21 protein-coding genes are annotated in these 21,001 nt (G+C 72.5%); 9 read left to right on the forward strand and 12 right to left on the reverse strand.

Annotated features, from left to right (window positions below; all coding sequences use genetic code 11):
* Position 1: 1 nt before the first annotated feature.
* Positions 2 to 853, reverse strand: coding sequence for a helix-turn-helix domain-containing protein (locus tag AC3EN4_RS00510; protein WP_435203997.1), 852 nt, complete (start codon positions 851 to 853; stop codon positions 2 to 4).
* 124 nt (positions 854 to 977) lie between these two features.
* On the opposite strand from AC3EN4_RS00510, the gene AC3EN4_RS00515 reads away from it, so the two are divergent.
* Together AC3EN4_RS00515 and AC3EN4_RS00520 are read left to right on the forward strand one after the other, a co-directional pair.
* Positions 978 to 1,943 (forward strand): acyl-CoA desaturase, encoded by a 966-nt coding sequence (locus AC3EN4_RS00515; RefSeq protein ID WP_435203998.1) that lies wholly within the window; start codon positions 978 to 980, stop codon positions 1,941 to 1,943.
* A gap of 222 nt (positions 1,944 to 2,165) precedes the next feature.
* Complete coding sequence (locus tag AC3EN4_RS00520) at positions 2,166 to 2,852, forward strand: TetR family transcriptional regulator (protein ID WP_435203999.1); 687 nt, start codon at positions 2,166 to 2,168, stop codon at positions 2,850 to 2,852.
* A gap of 7 nt (positions 2,853 to 2,859) precedes the next feature.
* Here AC3EN4_RS00520 and AC3EN4_RS00525 read toward each other — a convergent pair whose 3' ends face one another.
* The 7 genes from AC3EN4_RS00525 to AC3EN4_RS00555 form a co-directional block, all read right to left on the reverse strand.
* On the reverse strand, positions 2,860 to 3,336 hold the full coding sequence (locus AC3EN4_RS00525; protein ID WP_422738218.1) for a DUF4383 domain-containing protein: 477 nt from the start codon (positions 3,334 to 3,336) through the stop codon (positions 2,860 to 2,862).
* Positions 3,337 to 3,546: 210 nt separating this feature from the next.
* The gene (locus AC3EN4_RS00530) at positions 3,547 to 4,002 is read right to left on the reverse strand and encodes a DUF4383 domain-containing protein (RefSeq protein WP_435204000.1); all 456 of its coding nucleotides are present in this window, start codon (positions 4,000 to 4,002) and stop codon (positions 3,547 to 3,549) included.
* A gap of 102 nt (positions 4,003 to 4,104) precedes the next feature.
* The gene (locus tag AC3EN4_RS00535) at positions 4,105 to 5,910 is read right to left on the reverse strand and encodes an ABC-F family ATP-binding cassette domain-containing protein (RefSeq protein WP_435204001.1); all 1,806 of its coding nucleotides are present in this window, start codon (positions 5,908 to 5,910) and stop codon (positions 4,105 to 4,107) included.
* A gap of 106 nt (positions 5,911 to 6,016) precedes the next feature.
* On the reverse strand, positions 6,017 to 6,967 hold the full coding sequence (locus AC3EN4_RS00540; RefSeq protein ID WP_435204002.1) for a 4-(cytidine 5'-diphospho)-2-C-methyl-D-erythritol kinase: 951 nt from the start codon (positions 6,965 to 6,967) through the stop codon (positions 6,017 to 6,019).
* A complete protein-coding gene (locus AC3EN4_RS00545) occupies positions 6,964 to 7,551 on the reverse strand; it encodes a Uma2 family endonuclease (RefSeq protein ID WP_435204003.1) in 588 nt (195 codons plus the stop codon). The genes AC3EN4_RS00540 and AC3EN4_RS00545 overlap by 4 nt, the downstream gene beginning before the upstream one ends.
* Before the next feature lie 32 nt (positions 7,552 to 7,583).
* Positions 7,584 to 8,453 (reverse strand): 16S rRNA (adenine(1518)-N(6)/adenine(1519)-N(6))-dimethyltransferase RsmA, encoded by an 870-nt coding sequence (rsmA, locus tag AC3EN4_RS00550; protein WP_435204004.1) that lies wholly within the window; start codon positions 8,451 to 8,453, stop codon positions 7,584 to 7,586.
* Entirely contained in the window at positions 8,447 to 9,346 is a 900-nt protein-coding gene (locus AC3EN4_RS00555) for a TatD family hydrolase (protein ID WP_435204005.1), read from the reverse strand. The genes rsmA and AC3EN4_RS00555 overlap by 7 nt, the downstream gene beginning before the upstream one ends.
* Positions 9,347 to 9,472: 126 nt before the next feature.
* On the opposite strand from AC3EN4_RS00555, the gene AC3EN4_RS00560 reads away from it, so the two are divergent.
* A complete protein-coding gene (locus AC3EN4_RS00560) occupies positions 9,473 to 10,720 on the forward strand; it encodes a hypothetical protein (RefSeq protein WP_435204006.1) in 1,248 nt (415 codons plus the stop codon).
* A gap of 43 nt (positions 10,721 to 10,763) precedes the next feature.
* On the opposite strand, the gene metG is transcribed toward AC3EN4_RS00560, so the two are convergent.
* Positions 10,764 to 12,566 (reverse strand): methionine--tRNA ligase, encoded by a 1,803-nt coding sequence (gene metG, locus AC3EN4_RS00565; protein WP_435204007.1) that lies wholly within the window; start codon positions 12,564 to 12,566, stop codon positions 10,764 to 10,766.
* 149 nt (positions 12,567 to 12,715) lie between these two features.
* Between metG and AC3EN4_RS00570 the strand changes: the two genes are divergently transcribed.
* Positions 12,716 to 13,723, forward strand: coding sequence for a hypothetical protein (locus tag AC3EN4_RS00570; protein WP_435204008.1), 1,008 nt, complete (start codon positions 12,716 to 12,718; stop codon positions 13,721 to 13,723).
* A gap of 12 nt (positions 13,724 to 13,735) precedes the next feature.
* On the opposite strand, the gene rsmI is transcribed toward AC3EN4_RS00570, so the two are convergent.
* Complete coding sequence (rsmI, locus tag AC3EN4_RS00575) at positions 13,736 to 14,575, reverse strand: 16S rRNA (cytidine(1402)-2'-O)-methyltransferase (protein ID WP_435204009.1); 840 nt, start codon at positions 14,573 to 14,575, stop codon at positions 13,736 to 13,738.
* A 255-nt stretch (positions 14,576 to 14,830) separates the two neighbouring features.
* On the opposite strand from rsmI, the gene AC3EN4_RS00580 reads away from it, so the two are divergent.
* The 3 genes from AC3EN4_RS00580 (at position 14,831) to AC3EN4_RS00590 (ending at position 18,820) form a co-directional block, all read left to right on the forward strand.
* Positions 14,831 to 16,384, forward strand: coding sequence for a dolichyl-phosphate-mannose--protein mannosyltransferase (locus AC3EN4_RS00580; protein WP_435204378.1), 1,554 nt, complete (start codon positions 14,831 to 14,833; stop codon positions 16,382 to 16,384).
* 358 nt (positions 16,385 to 16,742) lie between these two features.
* Positions 16,743 to 18,038 carry a VWA domain-containing protein gene (locus tag AC3EN4_RS00585; protein WP_435204010.1) on the forward strand — a complete coding sequence of 432 codons (1,296 nt, stop codon included), beginning with the start codon at positions 16,743 to 16,745 and terminating at the stop codon, positions 18,036 to 18,038.
* Positions 18,038 to 18,820, forward strand: coding sequence for a peptidase (locus AC3EN4_RS00590; protein ID WP_435204011.1), 783 nt, complete (start codon positions 18,038 to 18,040; stop codon positions 18,818 to 18,820). Before AC3EN4_RS00585 ends, AC3EN4_RS00590 begins: the two co-directional genes overlap by 1 nt.
* A gap of 56 nt (positions 18,821 to 18,876) precedes the next feature.
* Here the strand turns inward: AC3EN4_RS00590 and AC3EN4_RS00595 are convergent, their stop codons facing one another.
* Positions 18,877 to 19,146, reverse strand: coding sequence for a hypothetical protein (locus tag AC3EN4_RS00595; protein WP_435204012.1), 270 nt, complete (start codon positions 19,144 to 19,146; stop codon positions 18,877 to 18,879).
* A 184-nt stretch (positions 19,147 to 19,330) separates the two neighbouring features.
* Between AC3EN4_RS00595 and AC3EN4_RS00600 the strand changes: the two genes are divergently transcribed.
* Complete coding sequence (locus tag AC3EN4_RS00600) at positions 19,331 to 19,987, forward strand: 4'-phosphopantetheinyl transferase family protein (protein WP_435204013.1); 657 nt, start codon at positions 19,331 to 19,333, stop codon at positions 19,985 to 19,987.
* A 167-nt stretch (positions 19,988 to 20,154) separates the two neighbouring features.
* Here AC3EN4_RS00600 and AC3EN4_RS00605 read toward each other — a convergent pair whose 3' ends face one another.
* The gene (locus AC3EN4_RS00605) at positions 20,155 to 20,400 is read right to left on the reverse strand and encodes a hypothetical protein (RefSeq protein ID WP_435204014.1); all 246 of its coding nucleotides are present in this window, start codon (positions 20,398 to 20,400) and stop codon (positions 20,155 to 20,157) included.
* Between AC3EN4_RS00605 and AC3EN4_RS00610 the strand changes: the two genes are divergently transcribed.
* On the forward strand, positions 20,381 to 20,971 hold the full coding sequence (locus tag AC3EN4_RS00610) for a DUF4352 domain-containing protein (RefSeq protein ID WP_435204015.1): 591 nt from the start codon (positions 20,381 to 20,383) through the stop codon (positions 20,969 to 20,971). The two genes, AC3EN4_RS00605 and AC3EN4_RS00610, sit on opposite strands and share 20 nt — an antisense overlap.
* The last annotated feature ends 30 nt before the right edge of the window (positions 20,972 to 21,001 follow it).

The following is a 21,001-nucleotide window of genomic DNA, read 5'->3' on the forward strand; positions in this document are numbered from 1 at the left end:
GTCAAGAACCCGCCGTGTCGGACGGGACTCGGAACAGCGCAGAGATCATACCCTCGATCCGCCAATAGAGCTCACGACTACGCGGCACCTTGATCACCAGACAGCCGTGATAGTCGTCCCCGACGTTCCGGCGTGACGTAACCGGTCGATGCTGTTTTATGTTGGAGCGCCGGAACCGGTCAAGGGGCAGCCCCAGTCGTTCGGCCCACCACCCCACAGCAACCTCGGCGTCCGCCGTCTCGTGGATGCTCACTCGATAGGTGGGCACACTCCTGCCGATGTCACACGCGGCCAGGAAACGAAGGAACAGCTCCAGCAGGCCAGGATCGCTGTTGATGAAAGTCACCTGCTCGTCTCGACGCCACGGCTTCGATTTGGCGCCTTCGCACCAGTAGATTGCCGCCCCGAGCAGCAGCAGGTCGCGCTGGTCAACTTCGCCGACCGCATCGGCAGCCCGCGCGTGTTGCGCAGCTCGCGCAGCGTCGCGGGCCGTGCGGTGCGCGCCCCAGCGTGCGTCCGCGCGGGCCTTCACATGCACCTCATGCCGGGCACGCGCAGCCGGGGCGTCCGTATCGAGCGGCAGATGTCGCACCCACCCGTACGCGCCCGACCTGCTCACCCCGAGCCGTTCGGCTATGTCCGGCACGGACCAGCCCTGCTGGCGCAGAGTGATTGCCTGCTCCCGCAGGTCGTCCTTTGCCGTCGGCCTCCGGGTCCACGCCGGTGGCGGCACGCCGCGAAGCATGTCCCGAACCCGGTCCCTACCGATGCCGAGACGGGCTTGGATCTGCGCGACGGAGAGCTGTTCGACGGTACGCAGGCGGCGCACCTCGGCGGCGATTGGATCGGTCACGACCAGCAGTTTAGAACGAGCGTACGACAGCTCTGAGAAAGTTCCTCGTGCGATCTACCGGCCCGTAAGTTACGGTGACGTAAGCGTAGGTTAGTGATCTTCCCCCGTCCCTCTGCGAGGTGTCATGTCCACCACCGTGCTCGAATCCCCCACCACCGGCCCCGGCCCGAAACCGCTCACCGACGGCACCCAGTCTCCCGGGATTCTGGCGGCCCTGTGGGCGTTCGTCGTGATCCCGTTCGTCGCCCTGCTCGTCGCCGTGCCGGTCGCCTGGGGCGGCTGGCTGGGCTGGACGGACGTGATCATCGGTCTGGTCTGGTACGTGGTCTCCGGGCTCGGCATCACGGTGGGTTTCCACCGCTACTTCACGCACGGCTCATTCAAGGCCAAGCGGTGGCTGCGGGTGACCCTGGCGGTCGCGGGTTCTCTGGCCGTGCAGGGCGAGATCATCCAGTGGGTAGCGGACCACCGGCGGCACCACGCCTTCTCCGACCTGGAGGGTGACCCGCACTCGCCGTGGCGGTTCGGCACGAGCGTCTGGGCGCTGACCCGAGGCCTGTTCCACGCCCACGTGGGCTGGCTGTTCCGTCGCGAGCTGTCCAACCGGGAACGGTTCGCCCCCGACCTGATCGCCGACCGCGACATCAGCCGGGTGGACCGGCTCTTCCCGGCGCTGGTGGCCATCTCGCTGCTCGGCCCGGCACTGATCGGGGGTCTGGTGACCTGGTCGTGGCAGGGCGCGCTGACCGCGTTCTTCTGGGCCGGGCTGGTCCGGATCGGCCTCCTGCACCACGTCACCTGGGCGATCAACTCGGTGTGCCACGTGTACGGCGAGCGCCCGTTCGCGATGCGCCAGGGCGACCGCGCGTCGAACTTCTGGCCGCTGGCCATCCTGTCGTTCGGCGAGAGCTGGCACAACCTGCACCACGCCGACCCGACCAGTGCGCGGCACGGTGTGCTGCGGGGCCAGGTGGACATCTCGGCGCGGGTAATCTGGTTGTTCGAGAAGGTCGGCGCGGCGTCGCAGGTGCGCTGGCCCAAGCCCGAACGCCTCGCCGCCAAGCTCGTGAAGCCGGTCGCACCCCGGTAAACCGGGCGGTGCCACGGGATGTCGCCTGGCAGGATGACCGGATGACCGAGCGACGCGGGGGGACCGGACGGCTCGGCGGACGAGGGCCGGGCCCGATCCGGGTTTGGTCGCACGGCACGGCAGGGCGGTCGGTCCGCCCGCCAGTGAGGCGACGACGTGAACGGGCACAGCGGAGACACCATTCCACGGCAGGGCGTGACGGAGCGCCAGCGAGGCGGCGACATGCCCGAGGTGAGTGACGAGCCGGCCGGCCGGCGGCCCGCGCCGGCCGCGGCGGCAAAACCCAAGTCCACCTCCCGGGTACGCATGTCGGCGGCCCAGCGCCGGGAGCAGTTGATCGCGATCGGTCGGCAACTGTTCGCCGAGCGGGGTTTCGACGCCACCTCCATCGAGGAGGTGGCGGCCCGGGCAAAGGTCTCCAAGCCGGTGGTGTACGAGCACTTCGGCGGCAAGGAAGGGCTCTACGCGGTCGTGGTCGACCGGGAGGTCCGGTCCCTGCTGGACCGGATCACCACGGCGCTGACGGCGGGGCATCCGCGGGAGCTGTTGGAGCAGGCGGCGATGGCCCTGCTGGGCTACATCGAGGAGGAGACGAGCGGGTTCCGGGTGCTCGTCCGCGAGTCGCCGCTGATGTCCGGCACGGCCACCTTCAGCAGCGTGATGAACGACGTCGCCCACCAGGTCGAGCACATCCTGGGCGCCGAGTTCAAGAGCCGGGGGTACGACCCGAAGCTCGCCGAACTCTACTCGCAGGCGCTGGTGGGCATGGTCGCGTTGACCGGCCGCTGGTGGCTGGAGGTGCGCAAGCCGCGCAAGGAGACGGTGGCGGCGCACCTGGTCAACATGGCCTGGAACGGGTTGTCGCATCTGGAGGCGAAGCCCACGCTGATCACCGCCCGCCGGCGCTGACCCCGGTTCAGCTCCGGTGCGCGTCGGCCACCGGATGTTTGCGGCGTTCCAGCTCCGCCTCGGCGTGCTCCGACGGGCCGACCTTGTCGTAGAGGCCGGTGCCCAGCAGCACCAGACCGAACAGCATCGACACGACCACGGTCGACATCGAGAAGTTCAGGAAGTTCGCGTCGGTCTGCAGCACGGACATCATGAGGATGCTGGTCACCAGGAACACCACGCCGGCGGTGAGGTTCATGTAGTGGCCGAGGTTGGTGCGTCGGGACGCCCCGACGATCAGGACGACTCCGAAGACCACGGAGGCGAGCGAGAAGGCCAGGTTCGTCCGGAGGCCGAGGGCCCAGGTGCTGCTGCGGGCGAAGAGCGGGTCACCGATCGTCTCGGCGACACCCCACACCCCGAACACCAGGATGTAGACGCCGATCAGCCCGGACAGAACCCGGTAGAGCGGCCGTGCCGGATGGTTGACCGGAAAGTGCGGCATACCCGAACCCCATCCACCTGAGTCTGACCGTTTCAGGAGGATTGTCACCCAGGGCAGGGCCAACTGTCCGAAGAACCACAAAGCCGGACGGGTCCGCCGGAGGCTGGACCAGGTCAGGTTTTCGCCGGAGCCCGAGCTGCGCAGGGATCAAGCCTGACCGCCCGGAGCAGCTCGGGCTCCGGCGAAAACCCACGGCCGAAACCCAGAAACCTAAAGGACCAGCCGAGCCTTCTGGAACGCCTCCGCCTCCTCGTCCGTGCCGACCTTGCCGTACATGCCGGCCATCAGCAGCACCAGGGAGGCCGACAGCAGCACGATCACCGTGATGACGTTGAAGTTGAAGATGTTGGCGTCGGTACGGATGAACGCGAGACCGCCGAGGCCGATCGCCATCAGCGCGTACGCCAGCCACTGGTTGACCGCCACGTCGATGTTGCGACCGAGCGCCGCGCCGGCCACGACGACGAGCCCGAGCAACACGCTGAGCAGCGAGAAGCCGAGGTTGGTGCCCTGGGCGAGGACCTTCGTGTCGTCCTGCGCGAGGACCTCGTTGCCGGCGCTCGCGATGATGCCGAGCACACCGAAGACCACCAGGTACAGACCGGTCAACGCGGCGATCACCCGGTAGATCGGCCGCGCGGGGTGGTTGATGGGGGTGTGGGCCATGTCTGGGTCTCCAACGCCGTGGGGTGAGGTGTCGCCGATGATTGTCCCGCATGTGCCGGTGTGACGCCGCACACGGCCCCCGGGCCGGCGTGCCCGGTGGGGTCAGCCCTCGGGCAGCTCCTCGGCGAGGGTCATCCAGCTCTCCTCGATCCGTTCCCGTTCGGCACGCAGATCCTTGAGCTGGGTGTCCAGCTCGGCGACGCGGGCGTAGTCGGTGGCGTCGGCGGCGAGTTGGTCGAGCAGGGTCGCCTCGCGCTGGTCGAGCTTGCCGAGCTGCCGTTCGAGGCGGGTCAGCTCCTTGCGGGCCTGGCGCACCTCGGCGGCGGACATGCCGCTCGTGGCCGGACCGGCCGGTGCGGTGGTCGCGGTGCCGCCGGTCCGGGTGGCGCCGGCCCGCTCGGCGGCCCGGGCCAGGTACTCGTCGACGCCACCGGGGAGGTGCACCAGCCGGCCGTCGCCGAACATCCCGTACGCGGTGTCGGTGACGCGTTCGATCAGGTAGCGGTCGTGGCTGGCCACGATGATCGTGCCCGGCCACGAGTCGAGCAGGTCCTCCAGCGCGGCCAGGGTGTCGGTGTCCAGGTCGTTGGTGGGCTCGTCGAAGAGCAGCACGTTGGGCTCGCCGGCGAGCAGCCGCAGCATCTGCAACCGGCGGCGCTCACCGCCGGAGAGGTCGCTGACGGGCGTCCAGAGCCGGCGGTCGTCGAAGCCGAAGACCTCGGCGAGCTGAGCGGCGGAGACCTCCCGGTCGCCGAGCTGGACGCGGCGGGCGACCTCCTCGACGGCTTCCAGCACTCGCAGGTGTCCGGGCAGCTCGGCGAGTTCCTGGGACAGGAACGCCGGCCGGACCGTGGAGCCGGTGGTGAGGCGGCCCCCCTCGGGTCGGGTGATGCCGGCGAGCATCCGCAGCAGGGTGGTCTTGCCGGCGCCGTTGGCGCCGAGGATGGCGATCCGGTCGCCGGGGCCGACCAGCCAGGTGACGTCGCGCAGGATCTCCTTCGGCCCGGCGTGCAGTTCGACGTCCGTGAGCTCGTACACCTGCTTGCCGAGTCGGGAGACGGCCATCCGCTGCAACGACATGGTGTCGCGGGCCGGCGGCACGTCGGCGATCAGCGCGTTGGCGGCGTCGATCCGGAACTGGGGCTTGGAGGTGCGGGCGGGCGGGCCACGCCGCAGCCAGGCGATCTCCTTGCGCAGCAGGTTCTGCCGGCGGGCCTCGGTGGCGGCGGCGACCCGCTCGCGCTCGGCGCGGGCCAGGGTCCAGGCGGCGAAGCCGCCCTCGTACGCCCGGACGGTCTGGTCGGCGACCTCCCAGGTGGTGGTGCAGACGGCGTCCAGGAACCACCGGTCGTGGGTGACCACGACGAGGGCGCCCTTGCGGCCGACGAGGTGCCGGGCCAGCCAGTCCACACCGCCGACGTCGAGGTGGTTGGTGGGCTCGTCGAGGATCAGCAGGTCCGCGTCGCGGACCAGCAGCGCGGCGAGCGCGACCCGTCGCCGTTCGCCGCCGGACATCGGCCCGACGGGCTGGTCGAGGCCGAGGTGCGGCATGCCGAGACCGTCGAGGATGTTGCGGACGCCGGCGTCGCCGGCCCACTCGTGCTCGGCGCCCATGCCCTCGACCAGCCAGGCGGTGCCGAGCACCACGTCCCGGACGGTGGCGTCGGGGGCGAGGGTGAGCTGCTGCGGCAGCCAGAGCACGCGCAGGTCGCGGCGGTGGGTGACCCGGCCGTCGTCGGGCTCCTCCTGCTTGGTGAGCAGGCGCAGCAGGGTGGACTTGCCGGCGCCGTTGAGGCCGACCACACCGATCCGGTCGGCGTCGTCCAAGCCGAGCGAGACGTCCGTGAGCAGCCGCCCGGCGGCGCCGTACCCCTTGGACACCCGGTCCAGATTGACGATGTTGGCCACGTTCCACCCTTCAAGATCAAGGCGTCCGGGTGCCGGCGGGCACCTCGGGACGCCTGACCCAAGGGTACGCGGACGACCGGACCCCCGCGCCGCGCGGCCGGCGACGTCAGACGACGCGCGCCCCCGCCACCGGACCGTGCGCGACCCGCGCCTCCCGACACACCCCGGCACTTGTCAGCTCGGCGGCGATCCGTTCGGCGGCGGCGGCGTCGGCAGCCAGGAACACGCAGGTGGGGCCGGAACCGGAGACGATGCCGGTGAGCGCGCCTGCGGCCTCGCCGGCCTTCAGGGTGTCGGCCAGGGCGGGGCGCATGGCCAGCGCCGCGTCCTGCAGGTCGTTGCCGAGCGTACGGGCGAGGACCCGGGGGTCGCGCTGACGCAGCGCACCGAGCAGGGCATCGGTGCTGCCCAGCGGGGCGCCGGCGGTGCCGGCGTCACGAAGCCGGTCCAGCTCGCGGTACGCGGCCGGCGTGGACAGGCCGACGTCGGCGATCGCCACCACCCAGTGCCAGGACGTGGGCCGGACCAGCACCGGGCTGACCGCCTCGCCGCGACCGGTGCCCAGCGCGGTACCGCCGTAGATCAGGAACGGCACGTCCGAGCCGAGGTCGGCGGCGATCCCGGCCAGTTCGTCGCGGGACAGGCCGGTGCCCCAGAGCGCGTCGCAGGCCACCAGCGCGGCGGCCGCGTCGGCGCTGCCGCCGGCCAGCCCACCGGCGAGGGGGATCTGCTTGCGCAGGTGCAGCCGGGCGTGCGGCAGGACACCCGCGTAGCCGGCCAGGGCGTGCGCCGCGCGGATCACCAGGTTGGAGTCGTCGAGCGCCAGCTCGCCGGTGCCCTCGCCCTCCATCGTGAGGGCGAGGGTGTCGCCCCGGCGGGCGGTCAGCTCGTCGTGGATGGAGATCGCGTGGTAGACGGTGTTCAACTCGTGGTAGCCGTCCCGGCGCAGCGGGCCGACCCCGAGGTGCAGGTTGACCTTAGCGGGCACGCGTACCCGTACCGGGCCGATGGCCCCGCGTCGCTCGTCCTCGTCGTCCGGTCGCCAGGCCTCGGTCACGGGGTGATGTCCCGCAGGCGAAGGCGGATGTCGAACGGCTTGGCCACGATCAGCTCCTCGGCGGAGTCGGCGACCAGCTCGTATCGGCCGTCGACCAGGTCGTACGCGTACACGTGCACCGGATTCTGCTCGATCCGCCAGTAGTGCGGAATCCCGGCATCGGCGTAGTCGGCCGGCTTCTCCAGCCGGTCCCGACGTCGGGTGCTGCGGGAGACGACCTCGACAACCAGAATCACGGGCTCAGCAGTCGAGTAGTGACTGTCATAGTTGATCGTTTCCGCTGCGAGAAGCATGACGTCAGGCTCAAAGGTCTGGTCGACGCCGACCATGACGCCTGTGGCGAAGCTGGCCTCCATCCCCTGCGGCGAATGTTGTCTCAGCCAATTCCAGAGCAGGCCGCTGATCTTCTGATGACCGAACGTCGGGGAGGGAACCACGATCATGACTCCGTCGCGTAGCTCCACCCGGGGAGCGTCGTCGGGCAGGGAGAGCACGTCTTCGACTGTGTAGTTGCCGAGCTTCTGGCGCCAGAGGTCCGGACCGGACCACCGGTTGCGCGGCGGCGGCAGAGCATCCGCGGTCACTCGTACACCTCCTCGGCGGGCACGGCGTCAGCCTACTTCGCGGTCGGCGTGGGGGCCGGAGCCGACGCGGCGATGGCCGCGAACTGCTCCACGGTCAGCGACTCGCCGCGAGCGCCGGGGTCGACGCCGGCGGCGGTGAGGGCGGCCTCGGCCCGGTCCGGACCGCCGGCCCAGCCGGCGAGCGCCGCGCGCAGGGTCTTGCGGCGTTGCGCGAACGCCGCGTCCACCACGGCAAAGACCCGCTCCCGGGGTACGTCGGGTCGGGGCGGCTCGTGACAGGTGAAGGCGACCAGACCGGAGTCGACGTTGGGGACCGGCCAGAACACGTTCGGCGGCACCCGTCCGGCGCTCCGGGCGTCGGCGTACCAGGCGAGCTTGACCGACGGGATGCCGTACACCTTGGAGCCGGGACCGGCGACGAGCCGGTCGGCGACCTCTTTCTGCACCATGACCAGGCCGTGCCGCAGGGTCGGCAGCTCGGCCAGCAGATGCAGCACCACGGGCACCGCGACGTTGTAGGGCAGGTTCGCGACCAGCGCGGTCGGCGGCGGGTCGCCCAGCTCGGCGGCCCTGACGCGCAGCGCGTCGGCGCGGTGCACGGTGAGCCGGCCGGCGTCCGCCCCGGCGTGCCGGGCGGCGGTCTCCGGTAGCGCGCCGGCGAGCGTGGGGTCGATCTCCACGGCGTGTACGTGCCCGGCGACCGGCAGCAGTCCCAGGGTGAGCGAGCCGAGGCCGGGGCCGACCTCCAGGGCCACGTCGTCGGGCGTCAGGCCGGCCGCGGTGACGATCCGCCGGACGGTGTTCGGGTCGTGCACGAAGTTCTGGCCCAGCTTCTTGGTGGGCGCGACGCCGAGGCGGGTGGCGAGTTCCCGGATCTCCGCCGGGCCGAGGAGACTCACCACGGGCCGAAGGTCCGGTCGCCGGTGGCCGAGATGGCCGCGCACAGCTCGTCCAGGTCACTGCCGGTGGTCTCGGCGAGGAAGCGGACGGTCAGCGGGATCAGGTACGACGCGTTCGGCCGTCCCCGGTGCGGCGTCGGGGTGAGGTAGGGAGCGTCGGTCTCCACCAGGATCTGGTCCGGCGGGGTCAGCGCGGCGGCCTCGCGCAGGGCGGTGGCGCTGCCGAAGGTGACCGTGCCGGCGAAGCTGAGCAGGTACCCCCGGCGCACGCACTCCCGGGCGAACTCGGCGTCACCGGAGAAGCAGTGCAGCACCACCGTGTCCGGGGCGCCCTCGTCGTCGAGGATCCGCAGCACGTCCGCGTGGGCGTCCCGGTCGTGGATGACCAGCGCCTTGCCGTACCGCTTGGCGATGGCGATGTGCGCCCGGAAGCTCTCCTCCTGCGCGGCGCGCCCCTCGTCGCCGGTCCGGAAGAAGTCCATCCCGGTCTCGCCGATCCCCCGGACCCGGTCCCGGGCGGCCAACGACTCGATCTCCCGCAGCGCCTCGTCGAGGTCCGTCAGCCGGGGCGCCTCGTTGGGGTGCAGCGCCACGGTGGCCAGCACGGACCGATGCCGGTCGGCGATGTCCGCGCCCCAGCGTGAGGAGGCGACATCGACCCCCACCTGCACCAACCGGTCCACCCCGACCGACGTGGCCAGGTCGACCACCGCGGCGACCGGGTCGTCGACCGGCCCGCCACCCGGTACGCCGGCCTCGCTGACCGTGATGTCCAGGTGGGTGTGGCTGTCCAGCACCGGCCGGGGCAACGGCTCGGGGGCAGGCGGGAACTCTCCGGCCCGCCGGGCGGCACGCTCGCGGCGGGTTTCAGTCGGCTCGCTCATCAGCGACAGCATCACACACCGACGTCGTCCACCCGCCCGCCACCCGGCGTTCACCTCGACTACGCCGCGCGACTCTACCGTCGCTCGCGTGAGCGAGCGGAGCGAGTCAGTGGCGGCCGAGCCATCGGGTACGGCGGCGTGAGCGTCACACCGCACACGAGCGACGCGGCCGGCGAACGGACCGGGTTGCGGGTGGCGTTCGGCGGCGGCGTGTACCCGGCCGAGGAGATCGCCCGGGGCGCCGCGTACGAGCTGTTCAGCGCCGAGGAGGTGGCCGGCTTCGAACGGGCGCCCCGCTCGGGCAGCGCTCTGCCGTGGCGTCGGTTCGTGCACGTCACCGAGGTGAGCGCGGTGCACGGGGCGGTCGAGGCCGCCGAGGAGCCGGAGACGCCGCTGATGCTGCCGGCGCACCGGGAGCACGGCTGGTCGCACGTACACCAGCTCAGCCAGCAGCCGTCGGCGGCGGGCGACCCGGTGTTGGCCGCGGTGCGCGCCTCGGCGGTGGTGCGGCGCGGGACCCGGATGGTGAAGGTGCTCTCCGCGCGGCAGCTCGCCGGGTACGTGCGGGGCTGGCTGCCGCACGGCTTCTGCTACCGGGAGCACGATGTGGCGCACCTGCGCACACCGGCCGCGACCACGGTGCTGCGCACCGACGGCGACGTCGGGCGGGACGGATCGGACGTGGCGTACGCGCTGCGCTGGCGGGCGGCCGACCCGGGTGACTACGACGTGCCGGTGGGCGAGGCGCACCGGGGGTTGACCGCGCTGCGGCCCCGGGACCGGGTGGGCCCCGCGGTGCTGGGCACCGGGTTCGTGCCGAGCAACGGGCAGCTCATCCCGGAGTTCGTCACCCGGGACTTCGCCGACCTGCCGATGCCGGCGAACGCGACGCTGCTCGCGTACACCGCCGAGGGGGTGGAGGTGGTGCTCTACAGCTACCAGGCTGAGCAGCGCGCGTGGCTGCGGATGGTGGGACCGCAGTGGCGGCACCTGCTGGCCGCGGTGCCGGGCCTCTCCCCCGACCAGGAGTTCGTGCCGACCGGCGACGCCCCGCGCTCCACCCAGTTGGTCGGCCGCTACGGCGACACCGAGTACGAGGCGCTGGCCGACCTGCCCGGGGGGTTCCGGGTGCTGGCGATGACCCGGGCGGCCCGCTACCCGGTGGAGTCGGTGGCCCGCCGGCTCCGGTTCGCCACCTGGCGGGGCGTGCCGTGCCTGGTGCTGCGCGAGGAGGCCGGCTGGCTGCGGTTGCGGTTGCGGCACCCCGACCCGGAAGCGGTGGTCGACACCGGCGCGCAGTGCCACGACCGGGGCGTCTTCGAGACCTGGGCGCCGGCCGCCGAGGTCGCCGACGACCGGGTCATGGACACCCGGTACGCGCTCTGACGGCACGCGGCGGCAGGATGTGCCGCCGCGCGCCGCCCGACGCTCAGCCGGCCAGCCGCGCCAGCTCCTCGTCGACGATCGACGGGTCGAGCTTGCGGAACACCGGCGTCGGCGCGGCCAGCGGCCGGCCGGTCTCGATCGGCACCGACTCCCAGCGCGCGCCCACCGTGTAGTCCCCGGTGAGCACCGGGTACGCCGGGCCGCCGTCCAGGTCGTCGACCTGCTCGATGACGGGCATCGGCGCGTGTACGCCGGTGCCGCCGAGCAGCTCGAACACCTTCTGGGCGGAGTGCGGCAGGAACGGGGTGAGCAGCGTGTTGGCGTCGCTGACCACCTGGAGGGCGACGTGCAGGATGGTGCCCTGGCGCGGCTTGTCGGCCTCGGCCTTGAGCTTCCACGGCGCCTGCTCGGAGAGGTACTTGTTGGCCTCGGCGACCACCCGCATCGCCTCGCCGATGGCCTGCTTCTGCCGGTGCCGGCCGATCAGGTCACCGACCGTCTCGAAGCCGGCCCGGGCCACGGCGAGCAGCGCCTCGTCGGCCTCGGTGAGCCCGGCCGGGTCGACCGGCGGGATGGCCCCGAAGTTCTTCGCGGCCATCGAGACGCACCGGTTGACCAGGTTGCCCCAGCCGGCGACCAGCTCGTCGTTGTTGCGGCGCAGGAACTCGGCCCAGGTGAAGTCGGTGTCGTTGCTCTCCGGGCCGGCGGCGGCGATGAAGTAGCGCAGCGCGTCGGCGTCGTAGCGCTCCAGGAAGTCCCGGACGTAGATGACCACCTTGCGGGACGACGAGAACTTGCGCCCCTCCATGGTCAGGTACTCGCTGGAAACGACCTCGGTGGGCAGCTTGAGCCGGCCCAGCTCGCCCGGCTCACCGTCGCGGGAGCCCTCGCCGGAGTAGCCGGAGAGCAGCGCCGGCCAGATCACCGAGTGGAAGACGATGTTGTCCTTGCCCATGAAGTAGTAGGACCGGGCGTCCTTGCCCTCGCCGTCGGCCGACCACCACTTCCGCCACGCCTCCGGGTCGCCGGAGCGGCGGGCCCACTCGATCGACGCGGACAGGTAGCCGATCACCGCGTCGAACCACACGTAGATCCGCTTGTCGGGGCGGTCGCGCCAGTCGTCGAGCGGGATCGGCACACCCCACTCCAGGTCACGGGTGATCGCCCGGGGCTGGAGGTCGTCGAGCAGGTTCCGGGAGAACCGCAGCACGTTGGGCCGCCACCCCTCGCGGGTGTCCAGCCACTGCCGCAACACGTCGGCCAAGGCGGGCAGGTCGAGGAAGAAGTGCTCGGTCTCGACGAACTTCGGGGTCTCGCCGTTGATCCGCGACTTCGGGTCGATCAGGTCGATCGGGTCGAGCTGGTTGCCGCAGTTGTCGCACTGGTCGCCCCGGGCGCTGTCGTACCCGCAGATCGGGCAGGTGCCCTCGATGTACCGGTCGGGCAGGGTGCGCCCGGTGGACGGCGAGATCGCGCCCATGGTGGTCTTCGGCACGATGTAGCCGTTGCGGTACATCCCCTCGAACAACTCCTGCACCACCGCGTAGTGGTTGCGGGTGGTGGTGCGGGTGAACAGGTCGTAGGAGAGGCCGAGACCGTGCAGGTCCTCCACGATCACCCTGTTGTACCGGTCGGCCAGCTCGCGCGGGGTGACCCCGTCGGCGTCGGCCTGCACCTGGATGGGGGTGCCGTGCTCGTCGGTGCCGGAGACCATGAGCACGTCGTGGCCGGCCATCCGCATGTACCGGGCGAAGACGTCGGAGGGAACGCCGAAACCGGAGACGTGGCCGATGTGGCGGGGGCCGTTGGCGTACGGCCAGGCCACTGCCGCGAGAACGTGACTCATGAGCAGCAAGCCTAGTGACCCGTCCGGCGGGCCCGCGAACCAATAGGGGGTGCCGGGTCGACGGACCGGGCCGACCCCCTCGGCCTTTGGTCCGATTTGTCGCCGACACGCGGTCCAGCTGCCCGTTCAGCCCCTGCTGCCGGTGTGCAATGAACGTCGTGACTGGCAGACGAGCGGCCCGGGACCATGACGAGCGTCCCATCGTGCCGGGCCCGGCGCCACGGCCGGACGCCGCGTCCCGGCCGAGCCCGACGCCACGGCCGCCGACGCCGACCCCGGCGCGGCCCAGCCCGGCGGCGCCCACGCCCAGCCCGGCCCGCCCGCACCCGCCGGGCCCGTCCGCCGAGACGCCACCACCCGGTTCGTACGCCGGGACGGCGGCCGGGAGCGCGGCGCGCGCCGATGGTGAACCGGGTGGGGCGGCGACGGTCGAGGTGGAACCGACCACCGGGGCGCCGGTGGACGCGGTGCCGCGCCGGGTGCCGGTCCGTCAGCAGGGCCGTGGCCGGGACGCGTACCGGTCGGACGGGACGGATCTGCCGGACGGCGACAGCGCCTTCTGGGCGCCGATCGAGGAGGTGCACTGGGACGGCACCCCGGTCCGGGAGGATTCCGCGCCCCGCGCCTCGGCGACGTCCCGCCGCGCGACCGCCCGGACGACAGCCCTGCCCGACCCGGTGTCCGGGCTGGCCGCGCTGGTGCTGTTGAGCCTGGTCACCGCCTTCTTCGCCTGGGTCAGCGCGGGACCGTTCTGGCTCGCCGTCGGGCACGGGCGCGATGGCACGGTGGTGATCGACACCTGTACCGGGGCAGGACTCACCCAGCGCTGCCGAGGGATCTTCACGGCGGACGACGGCCGGTTCCTGGCCCACGGGGTACGGGTCAGCGGCGTACCCGCCGGAGGCGGCGCACCGGGGACCGCGCACCGGGCCCGGATGACCGGCCCGGACGGCGGCACCGCGTACGCCGACACCGGCGCGAGTCGGCACCTGCGCTGGCTGCCCGGGCTGCTGGTGGTGCTCGGCTGCGCCGCCGGCATCGTCCGGTGGACCGGGTCGGCCCGGCTGCCCGGCCGGCGGCACCGCCGGTGGGCGGTGACCGCCGCGCTCGCCGGCCCGTCGCTGATCACCCTGGGCTTCCTGGCCGCCGCCTGGTGAGCGCGGGGCGGGTCAGCTGTGCACGATCGTGTAGACCTCGCGGCGGCGTAGGGCGTACTCGGTGGCAACGTCGGTGATGGCGTCCCGGCGGGACCGGCCGGCGGCCTCCCGCTCGGCGACCGCCGCGCGCAGGGTCTCGTCGTCGGGGCGTTCCGCAGGGGTCACCGGCGCGCCGGCCACCACCAGGGTGATCTCCCCACGCGGCTCGGTCTCCGTGGCCCAGCGGGCCAGCTCACCGAGGGGACGGCGGAGGACCTCCTCGTAGGTCTTGGTCAGCTCCCGGCAGAGCGCGGCCGGCCGGTCCGCGCCGAACGCCTCGGCCAGGTCGGTGAGCGCCGCGCCGATCCGGTGCGGCGCCTCGAAGAAGACGAGGGTGCGCTCCTCGGCGGCGAGCGCCCGCAGTCGGGACCGGCGGGCGCCTCCGGAGCGGGGCAGGAACCCCTCGAAGCAGAACCGGTCGCAGGGCAGCCCGGAGACGGCGAGGGCGGTAGTCACCGCGCTGGGCCCGGGCGCGACGGTGACCGGCGCGCCGACGTCGAGCGCGGCCCGGACCAGCCGGTATCCCGGATCGGAGACGCTCGGCATACCGCCGTCGGTCACCAGCGCCACGGTGTACCCGCCGAGGATGACCTCGACGAGTTCGGGCGTACGCCGTTCCTCGTTGCCCTCGAAGTAGGAGACGATCCGACCGCCGACGGTGATGTCGAGATCGCGGGCCAGCCGGGTGAGCCGGCGGGTGTCCTCGGCGGCCACCACGTCGGCGCTCGCCAGCACCTCGCGGAACCGGGCCGAGGCGTCGGCGGGGTTGCCGAGCGGGGCACCGAGCAGGATCAGGCGCCCAGCTTCGGACATTTCACCCACGTCATCGTCTCCTTCATCGACAGCGGATACCGGTATCAGGGACGACGGGCGCCACAGGACACCCTGGCAGCCTACGATCGCCGGGTGACGAGTGCGTCGACAGCGCAGAGCCCGAGCGCCGACCCGGCAGACACGGTCGAGGTGTCCGGCGAGCCCAGCCCCCCTTCGGAAGCGGCGGCGCCGCCAACCGACGGCGGGGGCGTGTCCGCCGTGGTCCGTCGCCGGTTCGCGACCGTCGACACCCGGATGGACCCGTACTCGTGGCTCGCCACCGCCGTGGTGGTGGCGATCGCGGCGATCCTGCGCTTCGTCGGGCTGTCCAGCCCCAAGGGCAAGATCTTCGACGAGACGTACTACGCCAAGGACGCGTACGGGCTGATCAGCCGGGGCGTCGAGTGGAACTACAAGGACAACGTCCCCTCGTACGTGGTGCACCCGCCGCTGGGCAAGTGGCTCATCGGCATCGGCGAGTGGGCCTTCGGGTACCAGGACGCGGAGTCGAAGGTCTCCGTCGGCGGGCACCTGTTCACCACCGCGCCGGAGTTCGGCTGGCGGTTCTCGGCGGCCCTGATCGGCACGCTCTCGGTGCTGCTGCTGGTCCGCATCGGCCGCCGGCTGTTCCGCTCGACGGTGCTCGGCTGCGCGGCCGGCCTGCTGCTCGCGCTTGACGGTTTTCACCTGGTGCTGTCGCGCGCGGCGCTGCTCGACATCTTCCTGATGTTCTTCGTGCTGGCCGCCTTCGGCGCGCTGGTGCTCGACCGGGACGCGCGGCGTCGGCGCTGGGCACGCGCGCTGGACGACGGGCTCGACCCGAGCCGGCCCGGGCCCGCGGGCCGGCCGTCGACCGGTTGGCGGACGTGGCCGTGGTGGCGGCTGGCCGCCGGGGTGCTGATCGGGTGCGCCTGCGCGGTCAAGTGGAGCGCGCTCTACTTCGTGCCGGTGTTCGCCCTCTTCGTGGTCCTCTGGGAGGTCGGGCTCCGCCGGTCGGCGGGTGTCCGCCGGCCCTGGCGGGACACCCTGCTGGACGAGGTGCCCTGGCTGGTGCTGGCGGGGCTGCTGATGGTCGGCACCTACCTGGCGACCTGGTCGGGGTGGCTGCTCAGCGATGACGGCTACTACCGGCTGGCGTCCTCGACGGCGTACCCCACGGGGTCGCTCAGCGACACCCCGGTGATCGGGCCACTGGTCAACCTCTACGAGTACCACCGCATCGCGTACGGCTTCCACGCCCAGCTCGACGATCCGCACAAGTACCAGTCGTGGCCGTGGCAGTGGCTGCTGCTCGGCCGCCCGGTCGCCTTCCACTGGTCGGGGGACGGCGCCTGCGGCGCGCCGACCTGCGCCTCGGAGATCCTGCTGCTGGGCACCCCGCTGCTGTGGTGGTCGTTCCTGCCCGCTCTGGTGGCGCTCGTCTGGTTGGGCGTCGCCCGACGGGACTGGCGGGCCGGCGCGATCCTGCTCACCGTGGCCGCCGGCCTGCTGCCCTGGTTCTGGTTCGCCCTCGACGGCCGGACGATGTTCTCGTTCTACGCGGCCCCGGCGCTGCCCTTCCTGGTGCTCGCCGTGGTGTACGTGCTGGGTGCGCTGATCGCCCCGGCAGGGGGCGACGTGGGCGAGACGACGGCGTTGACGCCCGGGACCGCCGGCTACGAACGACGGTTGGTGGGCAGCATCGCGGCCGGCGCGTACGTGCTGCTCGTGGGGCTGTGCTTCGCCTACTTCTATCCGATTTTCGTGGGCAAGCTGATCCCGTACTCGGACTGGCTGGCCCGGATGTGGCTCGACGGTCGCTGGATATAAGCACCGGCAGGCGACGCGCCGCACAGCGCGAAGGACATCGGGCCCGCACGCGTGAAGCGTGCGGGCCCGACGTTTGCGCACCAAGCTGGACACAAAGACGCGCGCCCCGATCGCCTGCCACGGGGGAAGCGGGCGATTGGGGCGCGCATGAAGAGCTTAACCACCGCGCGCCACCGGCACAACGGGTCAACTTGGGTCGGATTTCCGACCGATTCCGGCCGGGCCGAGGACTATCCTCCGGCCGTTGACCGAGGGTGACCTGACGTGGACCCAGCGCCCGCAACGGGGCGCTCCGACCGTCCGGGACGACCAACCACCCCGCCGGCCCTCCAAAGTGGATCTCACTACACTGCGGGCCGTGATCAACTTCAGACGATCGGCGGCCGTCCTTATCGGACTGCTGGCGACCACCGCGCTGACCGGGCCCCTCCCGGCGGCGGCCGACGAGGAGCAGGTGGCCGAGCCACCCCGGGTCGAGCTGGTGCTCGACGTCAGCGGCTCGATGCGGGCAGCGGACATCGACGGACGCAGCCGGATCTCGGTGGCCCAGCAGGCGTTCAACGACGTGGTCGACGCGCTGCCGGAGGAGACCCAGCTCGGCATCCGGGTGCTCGGCGCGACGTACAAGGGCAAGGACAAGAAGGTCGGCTGCCAGGACACCCAACAGATCGTGCCGGTCGGCCCGGTCGACCGGACCGCCGCCAAGGCAGCCGTGGCGACCCTCCGGCCGACCGGGTTCACCCCGGTCGGGCTGGCGCTGCGCTCCGCAGCCCAGGACCTGGGCACCGGGGCCACCACCCGGCGGATCGTGCTGATCACCGACGGGGAGGACACCTGCGCCCCGCCGGACCCGTGCCAGGTGGCCCGGGAACTGGCCGCGCAGGGCACCAGCCTGGTCGTCGACACGCTCGGTCTGGCACCCGACGAGAAGGTACGCCGGCAACTGCTCTGCATCGCCGGGGCGACCGGCGGCACGTACACCGCCGCGCAGAGCGCCGACGAGCTGACCGGCCGGATCAAGCAACTCGTCGAGCGAGCCGGCGACACCCACACCCGGGCGCCGACCGTGGTCGGCGGCACGGACGCCTGCGGCTCCGCGCCGCTGCTCGCCCCCGGGGTGTACGCCGACCGGGAGTCGTTCTCCGAGCACCGCTACTACCGGGTGCCCGTCCGCCCCGGGCAGGAGCTGCGCGCGTCGGTGAGCATGGCGCTGGACCGGCCGGTGAACCGGGACTACGGGGTGCTGCTGCGGGCCACCGCCGCCGACGGGCGGGAACTGGTCCGGGGCGCGGATGCCGGCAGCGGCCGGGCCGACGTGCTCTCCGCCGGTCTGCGCTGGTCGGCCACCGCCGACGACGAGGCCACCACCGACGACGAGGACGCCACCGAGGCGAGCCCGACGCCCGCCGCCGAGCCCACCACCGTCTGCCTGGTGGTCAGCAACTCGTTCGCCGCGCGCCCGGGCACCGCGGCGACGCCCGGCATGCCGGTGGAGCTGACCATCGACGTGGTCGCCGCCGCCGGCGCCCCGGACGGTCCCGATCTCGGCCGGGGCTGGGTGCTGCTCGTCCTGCTCACCGTGGCAGGTCTGCTCACCGGCCTGATCGCCGGCCTGCTCACCCGCTGGTGGGTCGCCACCTGGAGGGAGAACTGATGCGTACCGCACTGTTCCGGTCGCTGGCGGCGCTGCTCGCCGCCGGCGGGGTCGCGCTGCTGCCCGCGATGGCCGTGGCCGCCCCCACCCCTTCTCCGGGCGCCACGCCGGTGACCCGGGCCGGCACCTCGTTCCTCACCGCCACGCCGATCACCGCCGGCCAACCGGTACGCGTGGACGCCTCGGTGGGCGACCACCTGTACTGGTCGTTCACCGCGACCGCCGGGCAGGTCCACGAGATCAACGCCACCGTCACCTTCCCGAAAGCCCGCAGCGGCCCGTCGACCTGGACCATCGACGTGTTCGACGGGCTGCGCCGGCGGCAGGCATGCACCGCCGGGGCACAGACGCCGACGGTGGACGGCAAGGCGTCGAGCGTGACGCTGGGCTGCACCCTGCGCGAGGTCCGGCCCTGGGCGGAACCGTGGTCGGCCGACCCGCTGCCCGGCACGTACGTCGTCCGGCTCTCGGTCACCGACCTGCCCGAGCCGGACCTGGGCGCACCCGTCGACGTCGACCTGCTGGTCGGCGTCCTGACCGACCGGGGCGCCTCGGCCGACGACGGTGAGCTGGCCGCCCCGCTGGTGCCGAACACCAAGGCGGGCACGGTGCTCAACGCCGTACCGACGCCGGAGCCGGAGGCCGACGACGAGGGCGGCTCGCTGACGGACTGGCTGCCGGACCTCGGCTCGCGCTGGATCTGGACCGGCATCGGCGGCGTGCTCGCCGCGGTGGCCGGGGTGGTCGGTTTCGCGCTGACCCGGCGGCCCCGGCGGCCCTGAGCCGACCGCGCCCGTGGGTGGCCCCGCCCGGTTCGCCGGCGGGGCCACCGGCGGTCTCAGCCTCGTCGCGTGCCCCGGGGCAGCCAGCCGATGAACCGGTCCTGCAACGACATCACCGGCGCGGCCCGCAGATCCTCGGCGGCGGCGGCGAGACAGGAGCCCAGGTAGACGCTGAGCATCGCCCGGTCACCCCCGTACTCCGCCAGCAGCCGCCCGCGCTTGGTCGCGCACGGCCACTCGTCGCCGCAGGAGCCGCAGTTCCAGCCCGGGGTCGTCGGTGCGTGGTCGTCGGCCCGACCTTTCGGCCGTTCGGCGCCATCGCTCATCGCAGCTCCTCTTAGATGTTCACGGGACATGCCAGCTCTTGATGGTGGTCCCCCCGGAGCCATCATGGAGAGCGCGACGCGTCCCTCCGGTGTTACATCTTTGCGGTACGTTCTCCGGTCGTGGGAGTCGGAAATATGACCGTGGAGCGAGCACCCGCTCACTACCCGACGGTAGGTTTCGGCCGTGCGTGACCTCCTGCCACCAACGGTCGCCGTGGCCGTCGCCGGGCCCGGCGACTGGACCGGCGACCTCCTCGACGCCGAGCAGGCATGTCTCAGCGACCAGGCGGTACAGACCCGTCGACGGGACTTCACCGCCGGCCGGGTCTGCGCCCGCCGGGCCATGGCCGACCTCGGCCTGCCGACGGTGGCGGTGCCCAGCGCCGCGAACCGCGCGCCGGTCTGGCCCGCGGGCGTGGTGGGCGCCATCACCCACACCGCCGGCTACTGCGCCGCCGCGGCGGCCCGCACCACCGACGTGCGGTCCGTCGGGATGGACGCCGAACAGCACCGCGAGATCAATGCAGGGGTACGCCGGCTCGTGCTGCTGCCCGAGGAGGAGCAGAGCTGCGCGCGGCTACCCTCCGGCATCCGGTGGCCGATCGTCCTGTTCAGCGCCAAGGAGACCGTCTACAAGGTCTGGCACCCGGTCGTCGGAACCTGGCTGGACTTCCACGACGCCCGGCTGGAGATCGACCCGGACACCGGCACGTTCACCGCCCGGATCGCACCGAAGCGGGTGGACGCGGCGGAGGTGGCCGACCCGCCGACCACGATCGACGGCCGGTTCGTTGTCGCCGACGGCCTGGTCCGCACCGCCGCCGTCCTCGCCCCGCGCTGACCGCCACCGTCCATGCTGGCCACTGCGGCGGCCATGGGACACCGCCCGGGCGCGACGATCGGGTGCCCGGCGGCGCACGGTAGCGTCGGCGGGTTCCCGAACCGCACGTACGAGGCGTCAAGGAGTACGGTGACCCACCCCCAGCCCCCCGTCGGACCGCAGGACCCTCAGCAGCCGAGCCCGGAGCCGCCGACGACGCAGCCGCTCCCGGCGACACCGCAGCAGTCCGCGACAGACCCGACGGTCCCGCCCGCGACGCCCAGCCCCTGGTCGGCTGCGGGCAGCGGGCCGGTTCCGCCGCCGTACTCCGGTGCCGCGTACCCGCAGGCCGCCGGGCCGGGCCAGCCGATCACGATGCCGCCGCCCACACCGACGGCGACGTCGCAGCGGACCGTGGTCGCCGTCGCGGTCACGACGGCCGTGCTCGCCCTGATGTTCTGCGCCGGCGGTATCGTGGCCGTCGTCATCGGCGCCAAGCACGCCGCCAACGAGGTGACCGAGGCGCTGCCCACCCCCGGCGTCACCGGCGGCGTCGGGCAACCGGCGGTCGGGGCCACGCCCTCGCCCGTACCATCGGTCGCCGGCGTGGCGCGGACCATGTCCGTCGGGGACACCCTCGTCATCGACGACAACGGCGGCACCGTCGAGATCACCGTGACGAAGTTCCGCACCGCCACCAAGCCCTGCAAGTCGTACGGCCTGAAGCCCGACGAGGGCCTGTTCGTGATCGCCGACGTGACGGTGGCGGTGACCAAGGGCACCGGCTCGGCGAACCCGCTCTTCTTCCAGTGGGTGGCCGCCGACGGCACCGAGACCAACGCGGTCACGGGCGCCTTCTCCGGCTGCGGCAAGCCCATCCCGGCCGGCAACGACCTGGCCGCCGGCAGCAGACGTACCGGCAGCGTGGTGTTCGACGTGCACGACACGTCCGGGATGCTGGAGTACCAGCACCGGTTCGCGACCGCCGGCTTCTGGCGGCCCTGACGTGCCGGGGCCGGCCCGATGATCGGACCG

This window comes from Micromonospora sp. bgisy143, assembly GCF_057708145.1.